The organism is Mycoplasma feriruminatoris (genome assembly GCF_000327395.2).
Taxonomy (GTDB): Bacteria; Bacillota_I; Bacilli_A; order Mycoplasmatales; family Mycoplasmataceae; genus Mycoplasma; species Mycoplasma feriruminatoris.
In genome coordinates this window covers 798,961-820,468 of the sequence record NZ_CP091032.1, presented here as the reverse complement: position 1 = coordinate 820,468, position 21,508 = coordinate 798,961, and the positions used below count along the sequence as shown (strand labels likewise).

The following is a 21,508-nucleotide window of genomic DNA, read 5'->3' as shown; positions in this document are numbered from 1 at the left end:
ATGGCAAATTACTGATGAAAAAATACTGTAGTTTATGAAATGTACTTACAATCATTTAAAGATTCAAATGATGATGGAATTGGAGATTTAGATGGTGCTATTAGTAAATTAGAGTATTTAAAAGAATTAGGAATTGGTGCTATTTGATTAACTCCAATTTATGATTCTCCACTAGTTGATAACGGATATGATATTTCAAATTATCAATCAATTAATCAAATATATGGTGGGTTAGAAAAGTTTAAAAAATTTGTTGACAAGGCTAATGAATTAAATATTGGTGTAATTATGGATTTAGTTTTAAACCATACTTCAGATCAACATGAATGATTTAAACAATCTAGATCATCAAAAAATAATCCATATCGTGATTTTTATATTTGAAGAGATGAACCTAATGATATTCAATCAGCTTTTGGTGGTCCTGCTTGAACTTATGATAAAAAAACTAATCAATATTACTTTCATATGTTTGCAAAAGAACAACCTGATCTAAATTGAGAAAATCCTAAAGTTAGAGAAGAAATTGCTAAAATGGTTAAATGATGATGCGATTTTGGAATTATGGGATTTAGATTAGATGTTATTGAACTACTTGGAAAAAGAATTGATCAAAAGATTTTATCAAATGGTCCAATGTTACATAAATACATTCAAGATTTAAGAAAAAACAGTTGAGATTCAAATGAATTTTTAACAGTTGGAGAATGTTGATCAGCTGATATTGATAATGCAATTCAATATTCAAATGAAAAAAATGAAGAATTTTCAATGGTGTTTAACTTTGAACCAGTTACAAGCTTTTTTAATAAAACTAATAAATATAAAACAATGGATGTTGATTTTTTAGAATTTAAACAAATTTATAAAAAATGACAGCAAGGTTTACATAATAAAGGATGATCAGGATTATTTTTATCAAATCACGATTTACCAAGAATGGTTTCAAGATATGGAAATGATAAAAAATACCGAATTGATTCAGCAAAAACTTTACTAACTACTTTCTTTTTAATGCAAGGAACTCCTTTTATTCATCAAGGTGATGAAATAGGAATGACTAATGTTAATTGAACTGATTTAAATAAATATAAAGATGTTGAAATTAAAAACACTTATGCTTCAGCTGTTTTAAAAGATAAAACTTTAACTTATGATGAGTTTATAGATGGTATTTTAGTAAATAGTAGAGATCATGCTAGAACTCCATATCAATGAGATGATAGTAATTATGCTGGATTTAGTAATGTTAATCCTTGAATTGATGTAAATGATAATTATAAAGAAATTAATGCTAAAAATGATTTAAAAAATCCTGATGGTGTTTATAATTATTTAAAAAAATTAATTAAATTTAGAGATGAAAGTAATTATTCTCAATTAATTATTGATGCTTATTTTGAATTATTAGATCCAAATAATGATAAGTTATTTGCTTATAGTAGAATTGATCAAAATAGATCAATTAAAGTAATTGCTAATTGAAGTGATCAAGAAGTAGATATTAGTCATTTAATAAATGATGATAATAAAATCATTTTAAATACTCAATCTGATTTTAATAAAAATACTTTAAAACCTTGACAAACAATCGTTGTTGAGTAAATAAAGTTTATAATATAAAAGATATGCAAGATAAAAAAAACAAAGAAATTACTGAGCGTCAAAAAATCGTTAACTACTTATTAGATTTGATAGAACATAAAAAAGTTGATTATAAAACTGCTTTACCTAGTGAATATTTTTTAGTAACTAAGTTTAAAGTAAGTAGAGGTACTGTTAGAAGTGCATTTTCTGATTTAAAAACAAAAGGTTTAATTAAATCATCTAAAGGGGCAGGATATTTTATAAACCCAGATTTTTCTTTTAACAGAATTAAATCAATTAGAAATCAATTATTATCAAATAAACAAGAAGTGATTATTGAAACTGAACTAGATACTAGTAATTTAATAACAATTATTAACAAATTACATTTAAATATTGATATTAATCCAGATGATTATTTTTCATATATCAAAGTATTTTATGTAAATGATCTACCAGTAAGATATGCTAAATCATTTCTAAATAAAAGTCTTTTTGATAAAGAAATTGATAGTGAAAAGATTAAAAGATCACTAATTGAATATATTGAGCAAAATAACATCGAACCATTCAAACTAACTAGTGTATTAGAATCTAAATTAAAAGATCAATTAACTAGAAATCTTTTAGTTGATAATCATCAAGATTATGTGATTTGCCGATATTCAATTTTATATGATAAAGAAGATAACATTGTTGAAATCACTCAACATACAATTAATCTAGATCACTTTGAAACTTCTTATATTAAATATCTATAAAAAACCTCGAGATTAATCTCGAGGTTTTTACTATTTGTTTAATAATTCTTCTAATTCTTTAATATGATCTTTAATTCCATTAATTAAAGGTAAATAAGTTTCTTCTTTATTAAAATCAATTCCGGCATCTAACATGATTTGTAAAGGTTCTTTAGATCCACCTGCTTTTAAAAAGTCAAGTGTAGTTTTAATATTTCCTTTTTTAATATCATCATATAATTTATAACTAGCAGTTACATCAATTGCATATTTATAAACATAAAATGGAGAATGGAAGAAATGACTAATTCTTGGTCATCCATAACCAGTTTGATTTTCATTTTCTAGTTTATCAAATACTTTATAACCATAATCATCTTCAACTTCTCTAAATAGATCTCTTAAAACTTCACTAGTTAATGGAGTTTGTTTACTTACTAATAAACTTGCTCTATATTCAAAATCAGCAAATTGAATTTGTCTATAAAAAGTTGATACTAAATCAAAAATTCTATGTTGTAATAAATAGATTTTTTCTTCTTTTAATTTAGCATTTTTATACATATAATCAAATAAAATATGTTCATTAACTGTTGAAGCAACTTCAGCTAAAATAATTGGATATTGACTTAATGGATAAACTTGGTTTTGTTCTGAAAATAAAGTATGAACTGAATGACCACATTCATGAGCTAAAGTATTAACTGAGTTTAATTTATCATCTCAGTTCATTAAAATGATTGGATCAACACCATGTCCACCTGTTGAATAAGCACCATCTCTTTTGTTAGTATCTTCATAATAATCAATTTTATTAGGACCTCAAGAGATTTCTAAGTTTTTTAAATACTCATCACCTAAAACACTTAAAGCATTTCTAATATGATCTTTTGCTTGTTCAACTGTAAATGTTTGATTATATTCTTTAACTAGTTTTAATTGTCTATCGCTTGGATAGAATTTATCTAATTTAAAATGTTTTTTAGTTAATAATAAAAAGTCTTCTAATGGTTTAATATATTTTTTACCAACTTCTAAAAGTTTTAAATAAATATCAACTGGAATAGAATCAGAACTTAAGCTTGCTTGTAAACTTGATTCATAATTTCTTAACTCATTATCTTGATTATCTGCTTGTAAAATTCCTTCATAAATTAAAGCAAAACTGTGCTTTTTAGAAGTAAAGTTTTTAGAAAAAATTTCACCAGCTTTTAATCTTAATTCTTGATCATTAATTGGATCTGAATCTTGTAAAATTTCTTGATATAAAGAATTTGTTAATACTTGATTAACACCTTTATAATTAATAGTTTCTTCTTGTCTATCAGCATAAGCTAAAGTATCGTACATATTATCAATAGCACTATTTCCTTTAGATATTTTTGATAATAATCCTTCATCGTGTTCACTTAAAATGTGTTTTGCTTGTTCAAAGAATTTTTCATAACCATATAAATATCTATCATAACCATTTGTTTCTTTTAATCATTTGCTAATAGTTTCAAAACCAATTTTTTTAGTTTCTGGAGAAATAAAAGAAGTTTGAATAGAAATATCTTGTAATACGTTCATTAATAAAGCTTCTAAAGTTCTATAAACTTCATCAGCTTGATCAGTATCTCCCATTCTTGTATAAGTTGAAAGTTTATTTGAAATAAAATCAATTTTTTCTTCTAAATCTAAGCATTTAAAAAATACTTCTTTTTCATGTAATCTGTTTTTAAAATCTTTGAATTCTTTAGAAATTTCAACTAAATAATCTAGATCTTTTTTTCATTCTTCTTGAGTTTTATATAAATAATCAAAATCTCATTTATATTCTTTTAAAGCTTCGGGTCTTTTCATTAATTTTTCATACTTTCTAATTGTTTAATTAATTCAGAGTTTTGTTCATCTAGTTTAGTAATAATTTCATCCATTTTTCTTAATGCTTGATCAAAAAAAGCAATTAGATTAGATTGAATATTAACTAGTTCTAGTTTTTTATTTAAAGCTTCTTTTCCATCTAAATTAAAGATTTCTTCAACTCTTTGTTTATAATTTTCCATACCAACATTTAAAGTTTGTAATAAAGCAGGTAAAGGAATATTTTCAAAATCAACATTAGTAAATACATCATCTTGATTTTGAATAGTTTCTAGATCTTGATAATCTTTAGTATCAAATTCAATTGGTTCAGGTGTTAAAAATAAATTATAAATTCTAATAATTGTTTTAATGTTATCTTGATGAATTGGAGTTGATAAATTTAGTCCTTTTGCATCAATTTCACTTACTTCTTCAGTTGAAACAAACCCAATATTTTCTTTAAAAATATCAAATAATTCGTTTTCTTCAAATGCTTTATTTTGTAGATCAATAATTAATGAGTTAACTACTTTTTTATCTAAAGCAACTCCTAGTAATGTTTTTTCTCTATTAATATCTGGTCTTAATATTAAAACAGCAATATCTTTTAAAACTTCATTAGATTCATTTAATTTTACAAATTGTTTAGCTTTATAAAATGTTCAGTTTTTTAATTTCATAATACATACCTATCTATTAAATATTTCAAATAGAGTTCTAACTAAAACTCCTTGTCCTCTTCCTTTAATACTATCAGTTCCTGCTATATCAAAATGAACATAAGGTTTATCTTCTCTAAATTCATTTAAAAAACTAGCTGCTTTTGAACTTTCTGCTTCATAGTTTTTTGTAGCATTAGTAATATCTGCATTAATAGCATCGTTTTGCACTTCTTCTAAATGTTCTTCATATAATGGCAATCTTCACATTCTTTCACCACTAAATTTAGAAGCATTTTTAACAATTTCTCATCTTTTATCACAATGAGTAAATACTCCAGTTGCATAAGTTCCTAAAGCTGAAACTACTGATCCAGTTAAAGTTGATGCTTCTCAAACTTCAGTTGCTTGTTTTTCTCTAATTACATAAGTAATTCCATCAGCTAAAACTAATCTTCCTTCAGCATCTGTATCATCAATTTCAACAGTTAATCCATTCATTGATTTAACTACTGATTGAGGTAAAGTAGCAGTTGATCCAATTCTATTATCTGTAAACATACCAATTCCAACTACATTAACTTTAGCTTTATTTTTTGCTAATGCCATTACAGTTGATAACATAATAGCAGCTCCTGACATATCAAATTTCATACCTTCTAAATATTTAGAAGATTTTAAATTATATCCACCACTATCAAAAGTAATTCCTTTTCCAACTAAAGCTTTTTTAGGTTCATTTGCATCTCCAATATATTCTAAAACAACAGCTTGTGGTTCATATGGTGATCCGGCATTAACTGCTAAAAATAAATTCATTCCTAATTCACTAGCTTGCTTTTTACCTAAAACAGTTACTTTTAAACCTTCAATTTCACTAGCTTTTTTAACAATTTGGCTTGCTAAATATTCACTTGTTGCAATGTTTGGTGGAGTGTCTTGTAAAGTTCTTGCAAAGTTTACAAATTCCATTTTTATTGCTTCTTTTTGTTCTAGTTCTTTAACATCAAAACTAGTTAATAAGTTATATACTACTTGATTTGGTTTAGCATCTTTTTTATAACTTACTTTATCATATGTTTCAAATGCAATTGTTTCATAAATTGTATTGATTAATTTTTTCTTACAATCACATTCGTCTAATAAGTTAAAAAATGAATCGACATCAATATTAACATTGCTTTTATTTTCTAAAACAAATTTTTGAAATGCCAGTTTAACTTTTCTAAATAGATCTTTTTTATCTTTTTTAATAACCATATAAAAAGTTTTATCTTCACTAATAAATGAGGTTGTTAAATCAGCATCTACTACATATTTTTTGTCATTAACATCAGTTAAACAAACTAAAGTTAATTCTTCTTTTTTGTCATTAAATTTAAGCATATAGTTCTCCTATCTATTTTAAAAATGATTTGACCTTAACATTAATTATAAAGAAATTTAATTAGTATTATAAACTTTAATGTTATTGTTAGTTATTAGTTCATATTAGAAATAGTTGTATTTAATAAAAATTGATTTAAATGTTTATGATAATAATCTAAGTCTAATAATTAAAATTTCTTGTATTTATGCACTTTTTTATTTGTATTACTATTTAAAATAAGATCTCAAGTCTACTAATAAGGATTTTTTAACAATTTATTATTACATTTTTATAATATTTAAATATATATAAGAAATGAGAATTTTATGAATAAAAAAGAATATACAAAACCACCAACATTTTGAAATATTTTTGTATTTATATTACTTATTACTTTTATTGGTTTTGGTGGTGGTAATGCGATTATGCCTGTTATTAAAAGGTATGCAGTTGAAAAATATAAATGATTAGATGAAGATGAATTTCATCAGAATGTAGTTTTAACAAATATGCTACCAGGTCCAGCAGCTATTCAAACAACAGCTTATATTGCTTTTAAGTCTTTATCAAAATTTAAAGCTTATTTAGTTGTGTGTTTAGCTTCAATGCCCCATACTTTTTTTGCAGTTGGTTTAATTTTTGCTTTTAATAAAATTCCTACTCAATATTTAGTAGTTGTTCAAATTGGAGTATTAGTAGCAATTACAGGAGCTTTATTAGGGTTTGGTTATAACTATTTTAAAAAAGGTAGAAAAGTAATGAAATTAAGTTTGTGAATTATATTATTTTTAACTACTTTGATCTTTTCTTTATTTATTCCAACTCCATATAATGTTCCAGTTTTAGTAATGATTTTAGTAATTGCAATTTATTCAACAGTTTTTATAATCAGAACAAAAAAAGCTAAAAAAATTGATAATGATGAAATTAAGAAAGGAATGAAATAATGTTAAGTTTTATTGCTTTTTTAGTTACATTGTTATTGTTAGTTTTTGTTTCACTATCAGTATTTGGTGGTGGACAAGTATTTATGCCTATATTTGTATGATTATGAAAATCATTAGATAGTTGATTTAATATACCAATTTCAGAAGAATTTATAAATACAGTTTTTGCAGTTTCAAATTCAACACCAGGAATTTTAAGTCCAAAATTTGCAGCAATTACAGGATATATGATTGCTCAAGGTCAGTGATGAGGATTTGTTGCAATGATTTTTACTTATTTAGCATTTGTTTTACCTGCTATTTTTATGATGATGATTGCTATAAAGTACTCTGAAAAATTTCATCAATCTACATTTTTTAAAAGATTAATTGATATTATGAATCCTGTTGTAACTGGAATTATAATAGCTTTAGCTATTCAAATATTTATAAGTTGTATGTTTCCTTATTTAATATTTAATGAATCAGTTAGTGAATATTGAAAATTTATAGATCCAAATAAACCAACTAATGCAATGAAATTTTTTACAAGATGAAGATTAATTGCACTTTATTGTTATGTTCCAATTGGAATTATTGTAAGTTTATTTTTATATCTTAAAAAAGTACCTATTTTTGGATTAATATTTGCAAATATTATATTTTGTTTAATATTATTTGAACCCTGATTAGGATAAAAATTAGAAATTATTTAATATTTAAAAATATTATGTTAGTATAAAAGTAAGGTTCATGTCGGTTAAGTGTACGTCACCCCGGCAACTAGCGCCGGTTAAGTGTACGTCACCCCGGCTCTTTTTATTTCTAGATAATATTTGGTATTTGTTTTGATTTAAAAAAGTGATTCAATTTCAATATTCTATGATATTATAAAAATAAGGATCACGTCGGTAAACTTACGAGTCCCGGCCAAATATCGCCAGCAAGCTTACGAGCCCTGGCCTTTTTTATTTTTATAAAATATTAAAATCCATTGTTTTATTATGTGTTAAAAAAATACTTTAAATATCTATTTTTTTTGTTATTATAAAAATAAGGATTATGTCGGTAAAGTGTACGTCACCCCGACAAACCAGTGCCGGTAAAGTGTATGTCACCCCGGCCCTTTTTATTTGCTTTTAATTATTAGTTTAATAACAAAAATATCCAAACAACTTCTAAAAAAAGGAGTTGTTTTTTTTGTGTTTATTAAATATAGTAAATAAAGAAAATATAAAAAACCTTTCTAGTATAAAAAAACTACAGACGTAATAGAATGGAGATAAATATGAAAAAACCAAAAGAATTTAAAACTTTTGAAGAGCAAATAGAAATACTAAAATCTCGTGGTTTAAAGATTACTGATAAACAGAGAACAATAGAAATATTAAAGCAAGAAAATTATTATAATATTGTCAATGGCTATAAGGATCTTTTTTTAGAAAAGAATTCTTTTAATAATGAAGATAAGTTTGTAGAAGACACATCTTTTGAAGAATTGTACTCTTTATTTTTATTTGATAGAGAATTAAGGTCTGTTCTATTAAAATACATACTGCTTTTTGAAAGAAATTTTAAAACAATAGTTGCTTATAATTTTAGTAAAAAATATAACAAAGATAACAGAGTAGATTCATATTTATATCCAGAAAATTACAGAGACAACTATATAGAGGTCTTGGATTTCATATCTGCACTTAATAAAATAATAATTTCAAAAAGTGAAAAAACTGACTATATTAAGCATTATATAGAGAAATATGGGCATATTCCTTTGTGAGTAGCTGTAAATATTATGTCTTTTGGAAATATGACATTTATGTTTAAAATTTTAAAAGATGAAGATAAGAACCAAATAGTTTATTATTATGTTAATAGATTTTTAAAAACAAAAGAACTAACTTCATTTGAGTCTATAATAAGAGATAAAACGTTTTTATCAGGTTTAAAGGTTCTTAATATTGTTCGAAACATTTGTGCACATGAAGAAAGAATGTATAATGCAAAATTTGAAAGAATTACTGCAAAGGATATTTCTTATATAGTAGATTACGATTATTATGATAAATCAAAACTAATAATTGTTTTTATGTTTTTAAAAATAGTATTAAATGAGATAGATTTTTCATTATTAAAGGATGATTTAAATAAATTATTTAATAAATTCAGTAATGCATTTTCTGTAATTTCCTTTAATACAATATTAAATGAAATGGGTATAAAAATTGAAGATTTTAAACGATTATAATTTGGTATAGTACCATTTTGTTTAATATTCGAACCTAAAAAGTAAAAAAAGTGTTTACTTTTGAAAATATTATGTTATTATAACAATAAGGATAATGTCGGTAAACTTACGAGTCCCGGCCAAATAACGCCAGCAAGCTTACGAGCCCTGGCTTTTTTTAATTTTTCAAAATATTAGATAGCAACAATTTTTATGTATTAGAAATACTTTTTAAATATTAAATTTATGTTATTATAACAATGTTCATGTCGGTAAAGTGTATGTCACCCCGGCAAACTAGTGCCGGTAAAGTGTATGTTACCCCGGCTCTTTTTATTTTAAAAAACTAATAATTATAGATTATTTATATGTGTATTTAAATTTTATATAAACATAAATTCTATTAATTAAAAAAACCTGGGGCCCTCCCCCGAACCCCATATTCCGGACTAAAAATCCAGGAAGTGGGGTTTTTATATGGCTAAATGAAGCTTAGAAAAAAATTAAAAATTGTCAAAGAAGCTAAAAGACTTAATGTTAAAAATAGCACCTATTTGGCAGACAGGCATAATGTCTCGGCTAATACTTTAAAGGGTTGAATTTACAAATATGAAATGTTTGGAATAGAAGCGCTTACCCACAAGAAAACAAAACCTCATTATAGTTTGGAAGCAAAACAAGAAATAGTATTATATAAACTTAAAACTAAAGAATCATACAGGGAAGTTGCAAAAAAATTTAATATTATACATTCATCAACTATAGCTGGTTGAGTTAAAAAGTATAAAGAAAATGGAATTTTAGGGTTAAATAATAATATAGGAAGACCTAAAAAAATTATGAAAAACTCTAAGAAAAAACCAGTTAAAAAAAGAAAACAAAAATAACAACTAATAATGAAGATAGAATAAAACAATTAGAAGAAGAAGTTGAATACTACAAATTAGAGGTTGAATTCTGAAAAAAGTTAAACACCTTGTTGACAGAAGAAGAATCAACAAGGAAAAAACAAAAGTAATTTTAGAAATGCTAAAAACTCACAAAAAAGCTAAAGTTTCTATTCTTTTAAAAATAGCAAAATTACCTAAATACTCTTTTATGAATGAAAAAGAAATTAGAAAATTCAATAGATAAGGATATGGAATTAAAAAATATAATTGTTGATATATTCAACAAATCATTTGAAAGATATGGCTATAGACGGCTAAAAATGACCTTAAAATCAATGGGATATATTGTGAATCACAAAAAATTTTAAGGCTAACTAAAGAACTTGGTATTCAGTGTGTCAAATTTAGAACAAAGAACAGAAGATATAGTTCTTATAAAGGAACTGTTGGGAAAATCGCAGACAATGTTTTAAAAGAAATTTTTCTTCAACAGAAGCAAACAGAGTTTGATGTACTGATGTAACAGAGTTTAAAGTTAATGGTCAAAAACTATATCTGTCACCAATTATTGATCTTTATAACAGTGAAATTATTTCATATTCAATTCAATCTAGACCTAACTTAAACCTAACTAATTCAATGCTAAAAAAAGCGCTTAAGAAGGTTAAAAATACAAATGGTTTAGTAATTCATTCTGATCAAGGATTTCATTATCAGCACATGAGTTGAGTAAGTACGCTAGAAGAAAATAACATAATACAAAGTATGTCTAGAAAAGGTAATTGCTTAGATAATGCTATTATAGAAATTTTTTTGGTTTATTAAAACAAGAAATTTATTATGGTGAGAAATACAATTCAATAGAAGATTTAACTAAAGCAATACATAAATATATTTATTGGTTCAACAATATAAGAATAAAAGAAAAATTAAAAGGATTGTCTCCTGTACAATTCAGAAAACAATCCTGTTATAATATTGAAAATTTTTAGTCCGTGTTTAAGGTAGCGGGGGGCCCCCAGGTTTTTTGCTATTTATTTGCAAGTAAATTATTAAAACTATTAACTAAATATTCATCAATTTTTCCATTATAAGTAAATGATAATTGTTCGTTATTAGTTTCATATTTTGTTCCATTTTGATGAGTTATAGGATCATAAAGATTTTTGAATTCGTGGTAAGTTCCACCTTCATCTTCTTCACTTTCTTCTTCCTCTTTTTTACTATTTGGAGCAGCAGTCATTTCTTCAATTGTTGAATCTAATGGAGAAGTAACACCAACATATTCAGTAATTTTTGTTGAATTTTCATATAAGAAATTAATGAATTCATAAGCTAAATCAACGTTTTGTGCATCTTTATAAATAACAATGTTATCTGAAAAGACGTTTGTTGACTCATGTCTATTATTTTTATCATTCTTTTTATTTGGTCTACCGTATATGAAATTTAGTGATTCACTAGCTTTTTCATAATCTCCATCACCTTCATTATGAGCGTAGTTTGCATAGGCAGCATCACCATTATACATTACTGCAAAATCAAATTTTTCTCTAACAACAATACTTATTAGATCATCACTATGTAATGAAACTCCAGTATTTGAAAGTAATTTAGTTAAATCTTTTCCAACTTCATCAATTTGTGACTTTTTAGTTAAATTAACTGTTTGATATAGTTTTTGAGAACCTAACATAAATACGTTTTTAGGGTCATTATTAAGAGCTATTGATTTACCAGCTTCTGCAGCTTTTCATAAAATATCTCAAGATAATGTAGAATTATCTATTTCTATTTTTTCTTTATTAGAAGAAGCGCTACTATTTTTAAATTTAACCCCTTCTTTTTCAAGAAATTTAATATTTTCATCTTTTGGATTAACAACAATTACTAAATCTCCTCATAAATAAGGAATTGAATAATCTAAAATAGAATTGGTATTTAAGTATGTTCCATTAGTGTTTTTTGTTTTTACTTCTTTAGTTTCATCTTCTAATTTAATAGGAGATTTTAACATTAAATCTAGTAAACTTTGGTTAACTTGTAAGTTTTTAAATTCATCTTTATCTTTATGATTTAAGTTAAATCCTTTATTATCATTACCACCAAACATACCTCATATATTCAACTTACTATAATCAATTTTTTGTAAGTAGTTTTCTGAAGCAAGTCTTTGAACCATATAATCACTTGGGATCATTACATCATAATCAACAGTATGAAGTTTATTATATAAGATCTCATTTGAGTTATAAATTTGATAATTAATTCTAATTCTTCTGTTGTGTCTTTCACTAGCTTGTTGTTCAAATTCACCAATTAATGAAGGATCAATATATTCTCCTCAGTTAGCAACAACTAAATCATAAATATTATTTAAAACATAAGCAGCAGTTAATCCACTAAAAGCACCAATTCCAATAAATGAAATTAAAATAGCTTTTCAAGATCTTGAAATAAATGATCTTGAATGAGATACATTTTCATCTTGACTTGGTAATAATCTAGTTTTTAACTTATCAGTTTTTTGATTAATTTTTAATAAAACTAAATTCTTTTGTTCAATTTTATGATTATAAATTTTAGTAAATTTATCAATGATATTTTGTCTTTTTTGATGTAATTTATCTAATAACTCCATATCAGTTGTTTTTTGAATTTTTAGATCAATATCTTTTGTAATTAAAATAGGAACATAAATTTTATTAATTAATTCATTTAATTGATCGGTTAGTTCATTAATTTTATTGTTTTTAATATTTTGAAGATCTTTTAATTTTTCAACAACTAATTTTAATTTGTAATAATCTTTTCCTTCTTCAAGTTCAATAATTCACTCTTCAAAGTATTTAATTTTTTTATTGTATCAATTAATTGTTTTTTTAGAAGGATTTACTTCTTCAGATAAATCTTGTTTTAATAATTTAATTTTATTTTGTAGTTTTTTAACTTTTAAATTAGCAGTTTGTTCACGTTCTTTAATTACTTCAAGTTGATCTTTTAAAAACTCAACTTTTTCTTGTAAAGTTTCAATTTGTAAACTTAATTTAGCTGCTTTTTTAACATCTTTTTCACTACTAAATTGTTTAATTAATTGTTTTAATTTCTTTTCAGATTTTTTTAATCTTGAATAATATCTTTCTTCTTTTTGAATTTTTGATTTTAACTTATATTGTTTTCATTGTAGTTTTGAAATCTTTTTATCTAGACTTTTTAGTTTATAAAAATAAATCTTAGTTTTTAAAATAAAGTATTTAATTCATAAAGAAAGACTGTGAGATTTTTTAACTATAGTTTTAGTTTTTAAAATTTCTTTTAACTCATTTAATTCTTTATTTAATTTAGAAACAGTTTTTAATCTATAACTATTATTAATTAGTTTTTGTTTAGTTTCTAAACGAGATTGTTTAATTAAATTAATTGCATTTCAAGTAATAATTGATAAAGCAATAACAACAACTAAACAAGTACCAAAAACAAAAATAAATGGTCTAGTTTTTTTAGCAGTATAAATAAATGTTGACACATTAGTTTGCATACCACCAGTAAAATAAGAAATAATAAAATCATCAAAACTCATTGCAAAAGCAATAGCAGCAGCAGTAATAATAGCTGGTTTTAAAATAGGTAATATTACTTTAAACATTACTTGATGATTTTTTGCACCTAAATCATAACTAGCATCAATTAAACTTGGGTCTATTTTTTTTAATCTAGGCATAACTGTAACTAAAACATATGGAACGTTAAATGAAATATGAGCCATAATTAAAGTTAATAATCCAAATCTTAATCCCATAATTAAAAAGATGATCATTAATGAAACTGCAGTAATAACATCAGCATTAATTAAAGGAATATTTGCTATTGAAACTCATTTGTTTCTAGTAACTCTATTAACTCTACTTAATCCAATTGCAGCTAAAGTTCCAATTACTAGTGAAATTGCAGTTGAAATCACAGCAACAAATAATGAAGTAATAATTGATTTTATAAAAGGTGAATTTTTAAAAAATGATTCATATCAACTAAAACTAGCATGTGTTCATTTAATAGTTGTATCTCCATTATTAAATGAAAATACTAACATAGCTAAAATGGGAGCATAAATGAATAGTAAAACAAGAGCAAAATAACTTCTTTTTAAGAGTTTTTTCATTTTCTTTTATTTCCTTTCATTTCAAATCTATTACTTACTAGTTTCATAACAACCATTAAACCAAATACTAAAATAGCTAATACTACTGAAACAGCAGCACCATATCCAAAGTCATTTCCTTGGAAAAAATAAGATTCAATAGCAGCAGAAACTAAATAAATACGTCCCCCACCCATATAATGAACAACAATCAAACTAGTTGCAGCTTGAACTAAAACTAAACTAAAAGCAGTTAAAACTCCTGGCATTGATGATCTTAAAGTAACTGATCAAAATGTTTTAAATTTAGAAGCACCTAAATCTAAAGCTGCTTCTTCTAAATCAGTTCTTCTTGATTCTAGTGAATCATAAATTGGAGCAATTGCAAAAGGTAAAAACATATAAGTCATACCAATAATAATTGCAATAGGTGTACCAATTGCAAAATCAGCTAGTAAGTAGAATAATGTTTGAAGTCCTAATACTTTTAAAAGCATAGAAATTCACATAGGCATTGTTACGATTACTCACATATTTCTTGCTAGAATTTTTGATCTCATTTGTGCCATCATTAAAGCAATTGGATAACCAATTAAAACACATAAAATTCCAGCAACAATTGCGTATAAAATTGATAAAAATAATGAGTATAAAATTCCATTACTTGTGAATAATTTAGCAAATTTATCAAATGAAATTTTGAATAATGTTATCCCATCAGCTGGTTGAATAAAAGCATAAATCAAGATTGAAACTAAAGGTAGGATTACTAAAATAGACATCACTAAAATAAATGGAGCTAGAATTGGTCAAATTTTATCTTTTGTAAAATGAAATAGTTTTGTTTTAGATAAATATTGATTAACATCTTTGACTTTTAATCTAGCTGATTCACGTTTTTTTTGTTTTTCAATAGTTTCAATAACTTGTTCTAATTCATCTTGATTGATAATCTTATTTTCTATAACATTATTATCTTTAACGTTTTTAGTTTCCATTAATTATCAACCTCTTTTCACATAACATGAACATTGGCTGGTTTTCATTTAATTGAAACTTGTTGATCGATATCATATTCATTAATTGTATGAATAATTCATTGTCTTTTTCTACTTGTTTCAACAACTACTTCTCAATGAATTCCTTTAAATGTTGTTTTAATAACTTTTGCATTAAAAAATCCATTATTTGGGTTTTTAATAATAATATCTTCAGGTCTTATAATAATATCAATTGATGATTCATTTTCACCAAAGTTAGTATCTGTACATTCAAAAACTTTACCATCAAATTTAATTTTATGATCTTCAACAAACACTCCATCAGTAATAATATTTGAACTACCAATAAAGTTAGCAACTCATGCATTTTCTGGTTCATTATAAATTTCTTCAGGAGTTCCAATTTGTTGAATTGTTCCTTGGTTCATAACAACAATACGATCACTCATACTTAAAGCTTCTTCTTGATCGTGACTAACCATAATAAAAGTAATTCCAATATCTTGTTGTAGACGCTTTAATTCTTCTTGCATAGTTTTTCTTAGCTTAACATCTAAAGCAGCCATAGGTTCATCTAATAATAAAACTTTTGGTTTCATAACTAAAGCTCTAGCAATAGCAACTCTTTGTTTTTGCCCACCAGAAAGTTCATCAATCTTTTTATTTTCATAGCCTTCTAAACCAACTTGACGAATTTGACGCATTACTTCACGTTCAATAATATCTTTTTTAGTTTTTTTAATAGTTAATCCAAAAGCAACATTATCAAAAACATTTAAATGTGGAAATAAAGCATATGATTGAAAAATAGTGTTAAATTGACGTTTATTAATTGGAATAGGAATTAAGTTTTTATCTTCAAATAAAATTTCACCACTATTTGGATTTTGTGATCCACCAATAATTTTTAAAATAGTAGTTTTACCACAACCAGATGGTCCTAGTAAGGTGATAAATTCACCTTCTTTAACGTTAAAACTGATACCTTTTAATACAACTTGTCCGTCGTATTCTTTAGTAACGTTACGTAATTCTAATATATTATTTTCCATTTTTCTCCTTAATTTATTGTAAAAAGATTAGAATTCTAAACAACAAAAGAAGTCATCTGACTTCTACTTAAGGGAGAGACTTTCAGTTTCTAAAACAATTTCATTAATTTGAGAAAGAACAAACATAATTTCTAATCAAGATGTCAAAAATTTAATTGGTTGATCAATTATTTTTAGCATGTTTGTCCTCCTTTTTTCATTTTTACGTATATTAATTTTACTATTAAATGGTAATAAAAAAGTTTTTGCCAATAATAAATAATAAATAATTTTTTACTATAAATCAATTAAAAATTTAATATTTTTATTATCTAAAACTATATTAAATTACATAAAAAAATCTCTTTAAAAGAGATTAATTTATTAATTATTTATTTAAAGCTTTTTTAGCTTGTTCAACGATTTGTTTGAATTCTTCACTATTGTTAATAGCTAGTTCTGATAACATTTTTCTATTAATATTAATGTTAGCTAATTTTAAACCGTGCATAAATGTTGAATATGATAATCCTTCTGGTCTAACTGCTGCATTAATACGAACGATTCATAATGATCTAAAGTCACGTTTTCTTTCTTTACGTCCAATAAATGCATAAGCCATTGAACGAACAACTTGTTCATGTGCTTTTTTAAATGATGATTTTTTAGTTCCAAAATATCCTTTAGCACGTTTAATTCAACGTTTTCTTCTTGCTCTAGTTACTTTTCCAAATTTAACTCTTGCCATGTTATTATTACCTTCCTATTATTGTAATAGCCCTTTTAGATTTTTCATATCTACTTTGCTAATAATTGTTGCTTTTTGTAATTGTCTTTTTTGCTTAGTAGTTTTACCTGTTGCACGGTGTGATCTATAAGCTTTAGCTCTTTTTAGTGTTCCATTTGATTTAACAGTAACACGTTTAGCTAAAGACTTTTTAGTTTTCATTTTTGGCATAATCTAATATCTCCTTTGTTCTTAACTAATTTTTCTTAGGCACAATATACATATCTAGGAATTTACCATTTAACTTAGCTTCTTTTTCCATTTTCCCAACATCACTAACTAATTCTAAAAAATTATTTAATGTTTGTTGTCCTAAATCAAGATAAACAACTTCTCTTCCTCTAAATTTTAGAGAAACTTTAACACGACTTCCTTCTTCTAAAAACTCTTTTGCTTTTCTAGCTTTAGTTTCTAAATCGTGTTTACCAATGTTTACTGTAATTCTAATTTCTTTATTTTCAATTTTTGTTTGGTGTTTTTTAGCTTCTTTAGATTTTTTTTGTTGTTCGTATTTTAACTTACCATAATTTACAATTCTAGTTATTACAGTACCATCAGGTTGTACTCCAACTTGATATAAATCTAAGTTTTTTGATTTTGCTATTTCTAAGGCTTGTCTTTTTGACATAACTCCTAGATTTTGTTTGTCTTCATCAATAACTAGTACTTGATGAGCTCTTATGAACTCATTAATAGGATCTTGATTTTTTATTGGTCTTGAATTTCTGTTTCTGTTTTCCATCCAGTTCTCCTTAACATAAAAAAATGTGCCATTAAAGAATTAGAAAGCACACTTTTTGCATATAACTAAAATAAAAAGTTATTACCATTTCACTAATAGTTAATGGTGAGCGAGTGCTTCTTTCTTAAACAGTAATATTATATATATTCATCTAATCTAATGCAACTAAATTACACTTAAATTTATTCAATAAGAATTCAATCATCTTTTTTAAATAATGGATCTTGTTTATTAATATGATCATAATATAAAACTCCAATATTATGATCCATTTCATGTTGAAATACTATAGCTTGATAATTTCTTAAAGTTAAAGTGATATATTTTTTTGTTAATCAATCATAACCAGAAACTACAATTTTATAACATCTAGGAACTAGACCTAAATGATCATTATCAACACTTAAACAACCTTCTCCATTTTTTAAACAAGCAATTTGAGTTGAATAAGAAACTAGTTTTGTATTAATCATTGCATATTGTTCTATTTGATGATTTTCTAATTGAAATCTCACATAAAACATATCTTTATTAACACCAATTTGAGGAGCTGCTAATCCAACAGCTGGTCGTAAATAATCTTTATTATTAACATTGTTATTATTTTCATCTTGACTAAAAGTAACAAAATCAATTAGTTTTTTCATAACTAATTCATCTTCATTACTTAAATTTTCAGGATTATCTAATTTAATTGATTTAGTTCTAATAATTTCTTTTTTATGATCTTTAACTAATCAACTATTTGAATGAATTTGATCTTGTAATAAATAACTTTTATCCATTTTACTACTCCATTATATCCATATTATAGCAAAATAGATTTGTTATAATTAAATATAAATGATTGGAGTAATTATGCATATTATTTCTGGTAAATATAAAAAGATGAAATTACAAACTCTAGATTCATCTCTAACAAGACCAACATTAACAAGAATTAAAGAAGATATGTTTAATATTATTAGTAATTATTTTATTTATGAAAACAAGATAAGTTTAGATTTATTTTCTGGATCTGGTTCTTTATCTATTGAAGGATTAAGTAGAGGAATTAAATTTGCAATTATTAATGATTTAAGTAAAGATGCTAATAAAATTATTTCTTCTAATTTAAAAAAAATACCTACTAGTGATTATGTTTTATATCAAAAAGATTATTTAGATTTATTAAATTTATTAAAAATTCAACATCAAAAAGTTGATCTAGTTTATTTAGATCCACCATTTAAAGAAATTGATTATTATTATGTAGTTTTTGATTTTTTAACTAAAAACAATATATTAAACGATTGAGCAATTATAATTAGTGAAACAAACCAGATTTTAGATTTAGATAAAATAAAAGATCTAAGTTTATTAAAGTTTAAAGACTATAACAAAAAGTATTTATACATATTTAGATTGGAAAAATAAAAATGAAAAAAGGTAAGATGATTATAATTTCAGGACCTAGTGGAGTTGGAAAAGGATCTGTTAATGATAAACTTTTAAAAAACCCTGATTTACGTTTAAGATATTCAGTTTCAATGACAACAAGAAAACCTAGAAATGGTGAAGTTGATGGAGTAAATTATTTTTTTGTTTCTAATGAAGAATTTGCAAAAGCTATTGTTAATGATGAACTAATTGAATATGCACATTTTGTTGGAAATTCTTATGGAACTCCTAGAAAATATGTTGAACAAGAACTAGAAAAAGGCAATAATGTTATTTTAGAAATTGAAGTTGATGGAGCTACTCAAGTTTTAAATAAAGAAGCTAATGTTTTATCTATTTTTTTAATGCCTCCTAATTTAACTGAACTAGCTAATAGAATTAGAGGAAGACAAACTGAAGAAGAAGATAAAATAAAAGCTCGATTAGACAAGGCTTTATTAGAAATTCCATTAAAACATAATTATCAATATGTAATTGAAAATGATAATGTTGCTAATGCTGTTGCAAAAATTACTGATGTTTTACATTTAGAAGGACTAACTGATATTACTGGTCCTACTGTTTATGAAAGATTAGAAAAAATAGTTGAACAAATTGTAAAAGAAAAATATATGTATTTTGTTAATAATTGAGAAACTAATGTTAAGTTATTAGCAAAAAACGAAGAAGAAAAACATAAAGCAAAAAATTTCGATGCTGAAACTTATTTAATTAAATTACTAACTAAAAAGGTATATCACAAAGTTCTAGGACATGGTGATTTTTCTAAGTTATTAGATAAAGATTTTGTTGATTTTAAAATTCAAAAATTAATGTTTAAGATTAATTTCTTTAGTGTTGAACAAAAACATTACAATAATGATGAATTCTAGATCTCTAGCTTTTGATATTTTAAAAAAAGTCTTTATAAATAAAGCTTATTCTAATGTTTTATTAAATAAAGTTAGTAAATTAGATATAGATCAATTAGAAAAAGATTTTGTTTTTAATTTAGTACATGGAATCATTAGTAATAAGATTCATTTAGATTATTTATTAACTAGATTAATTGATCTTAAAAAAACAAAAAAAGAATTACAAATCATTTTATTAATTGGTTTATATCAAATGATTTATTTAGATAATATTCCAAATTATGCAATTGTTAATGAAACTGTTAATTTAGCAAAAACAATTAATCAAAAATCAGCTAATTTTATTAATGCTATTTTAAATAAGTTTTTACGTTTTAAAAATAAATATTTAGAAATTAATTTAGATAATAAAGATTTAGAATTATGTATTATTCATTCTTTTTCTTATGAACTTTATTTAATGTTAATTAAACAATATGACAAGCAAATTGTTAATAAAATAGTTATAAATAATCATCAAATACCAAAACTTTATATTAGAGTAAATACTTTAAAAATAACTACAGATCAATTATTTAATCAATATAAAGATATTTATTTATTAGAAAAAACTAATACTAATAATTGTTTAGTTGCAAATAAAACTATTATTAATTCTGATTTATATAAAAATGGTTTAATCACTATTCAAGATAAAGCTTCAATTTTAGTAAGTCAAATTCTAAACCCAAGTTTAAATACAAAAGTTTTAGATATGTGTAGTGCGCCTGGTGGTAAACTAACTCATTTATCAATGATTATGAATAACACTGGTTCTATTATTGGAAATGAATTAAGTGAATCTAAAATCAGATTAATTAAAGAAAATATTTTACGTTTAAATTGTTTAAATATTAGTTTAACTAATATGGATGCTAGAGATATTAAACAAAAACAAGAGTTTGATTATATTTTATTAGATGCTCCTTGTTCAGGATTTGGAGTGTTTAAAAGAAAGCCAGAAATTAAATTAAGATTTGATCAAAAACAAGTTAAAAGCATCATTCAATTACAATCTGAATTATTAGAATCAGCTTATTATAATTTAAAAACCAATGGAGAAATGGTTTATTCAACTTGTACAATTAATCAAAACGAAAATCAAAATCAAATTAATAAGTTTTTAAATAAACATAAAAATATGGTTAAAGTTTTTGAACAACAAATCTTTGGTTTTGAAGAAAATACTGATGGATTTTATATTTGTAAATTAAAAAAACAACACTAGAA

At 24.3% G+C, this 21,508-nt stretch carries 18 protein-coding genes and 1 pseudogene; 9 read left to right on the top strand and 10 right to left on the bottom strand.

Translation table 4 applies throughout. The features are described 5' to 3' along the window. Both D500_RS03540 and D500_RS03535 read left to right on the top strand, forming a co-directional pair. Entirely contained in the window at positions 1–1,605 is a 1,605-nt protein-coding gene (locus D500_RS03540; RefSeq protein WP_008363560.1) for a glycoside hydrolase family 13 protein, read from the top strand. A 23-nt stretch (positions 1,606–1,628) separates the two neighbouring features. Further along, complete coding sequence (locus D500_RS03535) at positions 1,629–2,348, top strand: GntR family transcriptional regulator (RefSeq protein WP_008363563.1); 720 nt, start codon at positions 1,629–1,631, stop codon at positions 2,346–2,348. 30 nt (positions 2,349–2,378) lie between these two features. Here D500_RS03535 and pepF read toward each other — a convergent pair whose 3' ends face one another. Genes pepF through D500_RS03520 form a run of 3 tightly spaced genes read right to left on the bottom strand, consistent with a single transcriptional unit; the run spans position 2,379 to position 6,220 of the window. Next, a complete protein-coding gene (gene pepF, locus D500_RS03530) occupies positions 2,379–4,172 on the bottom strand; it encodes an oligoendopeptidase F (protein ID WP_008364202.1) in 1,794 nt (597 codons plus the stop codon). Then, complete coding sequence (locus D500_RS03525; protein WP_008364200.1) at positions 4,172–4,855, bottom strand: hypothetical protein; 684 nt, start codon at positions 4,853–4,855, stop codon at positions 4,172–4,174. Before D500_RS03525 ends, pepF begins: the two co-directional genes overlap by 1 nt. A 9-nt stretch (positions 4,856–4,864) precedes the next feature. Further along, positions 4,865–6,220 (bottom strand): M17 family metallopeptidase, encoded by a 1,356-nt coding sequence (locus D500_RS03520; RefSeq protein ID WP_239759413.1) that lies wholly within the window; start codon positions 6,218–6,220, stop codon positions 4,865–4,867. A 309-nt stretch (positions 6,221–6,529) separates the two neighbouring features. Between D500_RS03520 and D500_RS03515 the strand changes: the two genes are divergently transcribed. The 4 genes and pseudogenes from D500_RS03515 to D500_RS03500 all read left to right on the top strand — a co-directional run bounded on the left by D500_RS03515 (position 6,530) and on the right by D500_RS03500 (position 11,238). Further along, on the top strand, positions 6,530–7,150 hold the full coding sequence (locus D500_RS03515) for a chromate transporter (protein ID WP_008364291.1): 621 nt from the start codon (positions 6,530–6,532) through the stop codon (positions 7,148–7,150). After that, positions 7,150–7,827 carry a chromate transporter gene (locus D500_RS03510; RefSeq protein ID WP_008364290.1) on the top strand — a complete coding sequence of 226 codons (678 nt, stop codon included), beginning with the start codon at positions 7,150–7,152 and terminating at the stop codon, positions 7,825–7,827. The genes D500_RS03515 and D500_RS03510 overlap by 1 nt, the downstream gene beginning before the upstream one ends. A gap of 590 nt (positions 7,828–8,417) precedes the next feature. Beyond that, the gene (locus D500_RS03505) at positions 8,418–9,377 is read left to right on the top strand and encodes an Abi family protein (RefSeq protein WP_008364289.1); all 960 of its coding nucleotides are present in this window, start codon (positions 8,418–8,420) and stop codon (positions 9,375–9,377) included. A gap of 464 nt (positions 9,378–9,841) precedes the next feature. Continuing rightward, positions 9,842–11,238, top strand: a pseudogene (locus tag D500_RS03500) (IS3 family transposase). Positions 11,239–11,276: 38 nt separating this feature from the next. Here D500_RS03500 and potCD read toward each other — a convergent pair. From potCD to def, 7 genes are all read right to left on the bottom strand, one after another. Beyond that, a complete protein-coding gene (gene potCD / locus D500_RS03495; RefSeq protein WP_008363741.1) occupies positions 11,277–14,405 on the bottom strand; it encodes a spermidine/putrescine ABC transporter permease/substrate-binding protein in 3,129 nt (1,042 codons plus the stop codon). Further along, the gene (gene potB / locus D500_RS03490) at positions 14,390–15,382 is read right to left on the bottom strand and encodes a spermidine/putrescine ABC transporter permease (protein WP_008363739.1); all 993 of its coding nucleotides are present in this window, start codon (positions 15,380–15,382) and stop codon (positions 14,390–14,392) included. The genes potCD and potB overlap by 16 nt, the downstream gene beginning before the upstream one ends. After that, positions 15,382–16,437 (bottom strand): spermidine/putrescine ABC transporter ATP-binding protein, encoded by a 1,056-nt coding sequence (potA, locus tag D500_RS03485; protein ID WP_008363736.1) that lies wholly within the window; start codon positions 16,435–16,437, stop codon positions 15,382–15,384. Before potA ends, potB begins: the two co-directional genes overlap by 1 nt. Before the next feature lie 367 nt (positions 16,438–16,804). Next, positions 16,805–17,164 (bottom strand): 50S ribosomal protein L20, encoded by a 360-nt coding sequence (rplT, locus tag D500_RS03480; protein WP_008363732.1) that lies wholly within the window; start codon positions 17,162–17,164, stop codon positions 16,805–16,807. Positions 17,165–17,182: 18 nt separating this feature from the next. Beyond that, complete coding sequence (rpmI, locus tag D500_RS03475; RefSeq protein WP_008363730.1) at positions 17,183–17,374, bottom strand: 50S ribosomal protein L35; 192 nt, start codon at positions 17,372–17,374, stop codon at positions 17,183–17,185. Positions 17,375–17,399: 25 nt separating this feature from the next. Further along, positions 17,400–17,945, bottom strand: a complete 546-nt coding sequence (infC, locus tag D500_RS03470) for a translation initiation factor IF-3 (protein WP_008363728.1) — start codon at positions 17,943–17,945, stop codon at positions 17,400–17,402. Positions 17,946–18,127: 182 nt separating this feature from the next. Further along, positions 18,128–18,730, bottom strand: coding sequence for a peptide deformylase (gene def / locus D500_RS03465; protein WP_008363726.1), 603 nt, complete (start codon positions 18,728–18,730; stop codon positions 18,128–18,130). 73 nt (positions 18,731–18,803) lie between these two features. On the opposite strand from def, the gene rsmD reads away from it, so the two are divergent. The 3 genes from rsmD to rsmB are packed head-to-tail and all read left to right on the top strand — an operon-like array spanning position 18,804 to position 21,506. Beyond that, complete coding sequence (gene rsmD / locus D500_RS03460) at positions 18,804–19,361, top strand: 16S rRNA (guanine(966)-N(2))-methyltransferase RsmD (RefSeq protein ID WP_008363725.1); 558 nt, start codon at positions 18,804–18,806, stop codon at positions 19,359–19,361. A 2-nt stretch (positions 19,362–19,363) separates the two neighbouring features. Further along, complete coding sequence (gene gmk, locus D500_RS03455) at positions 19,364–20,257, top strand: guanylate kinase (protein WP_008363722.1); 894 nt, start codon at positions 19,364–19,366, stop codon at positions 20,255–20,257. Continuing rightward, a complete protein-coding gene (gene rsmB, locus D500_RS03450; RefSeq protein ID WP_008363720.1) occupies positions 20,247–21,506 on the top strand; it encodes a 16S rRNA (cytosine(967)-C(5))-methyltransferase RsmB in 1,260 nt (419 codons plus the stop codon). Before gmk ends, rsmB begins: the two co-directional genes overlap by 11 nt. The last annotated feature ends 2 nt before the right edge of the window (positions 21,507–21,508 follow it).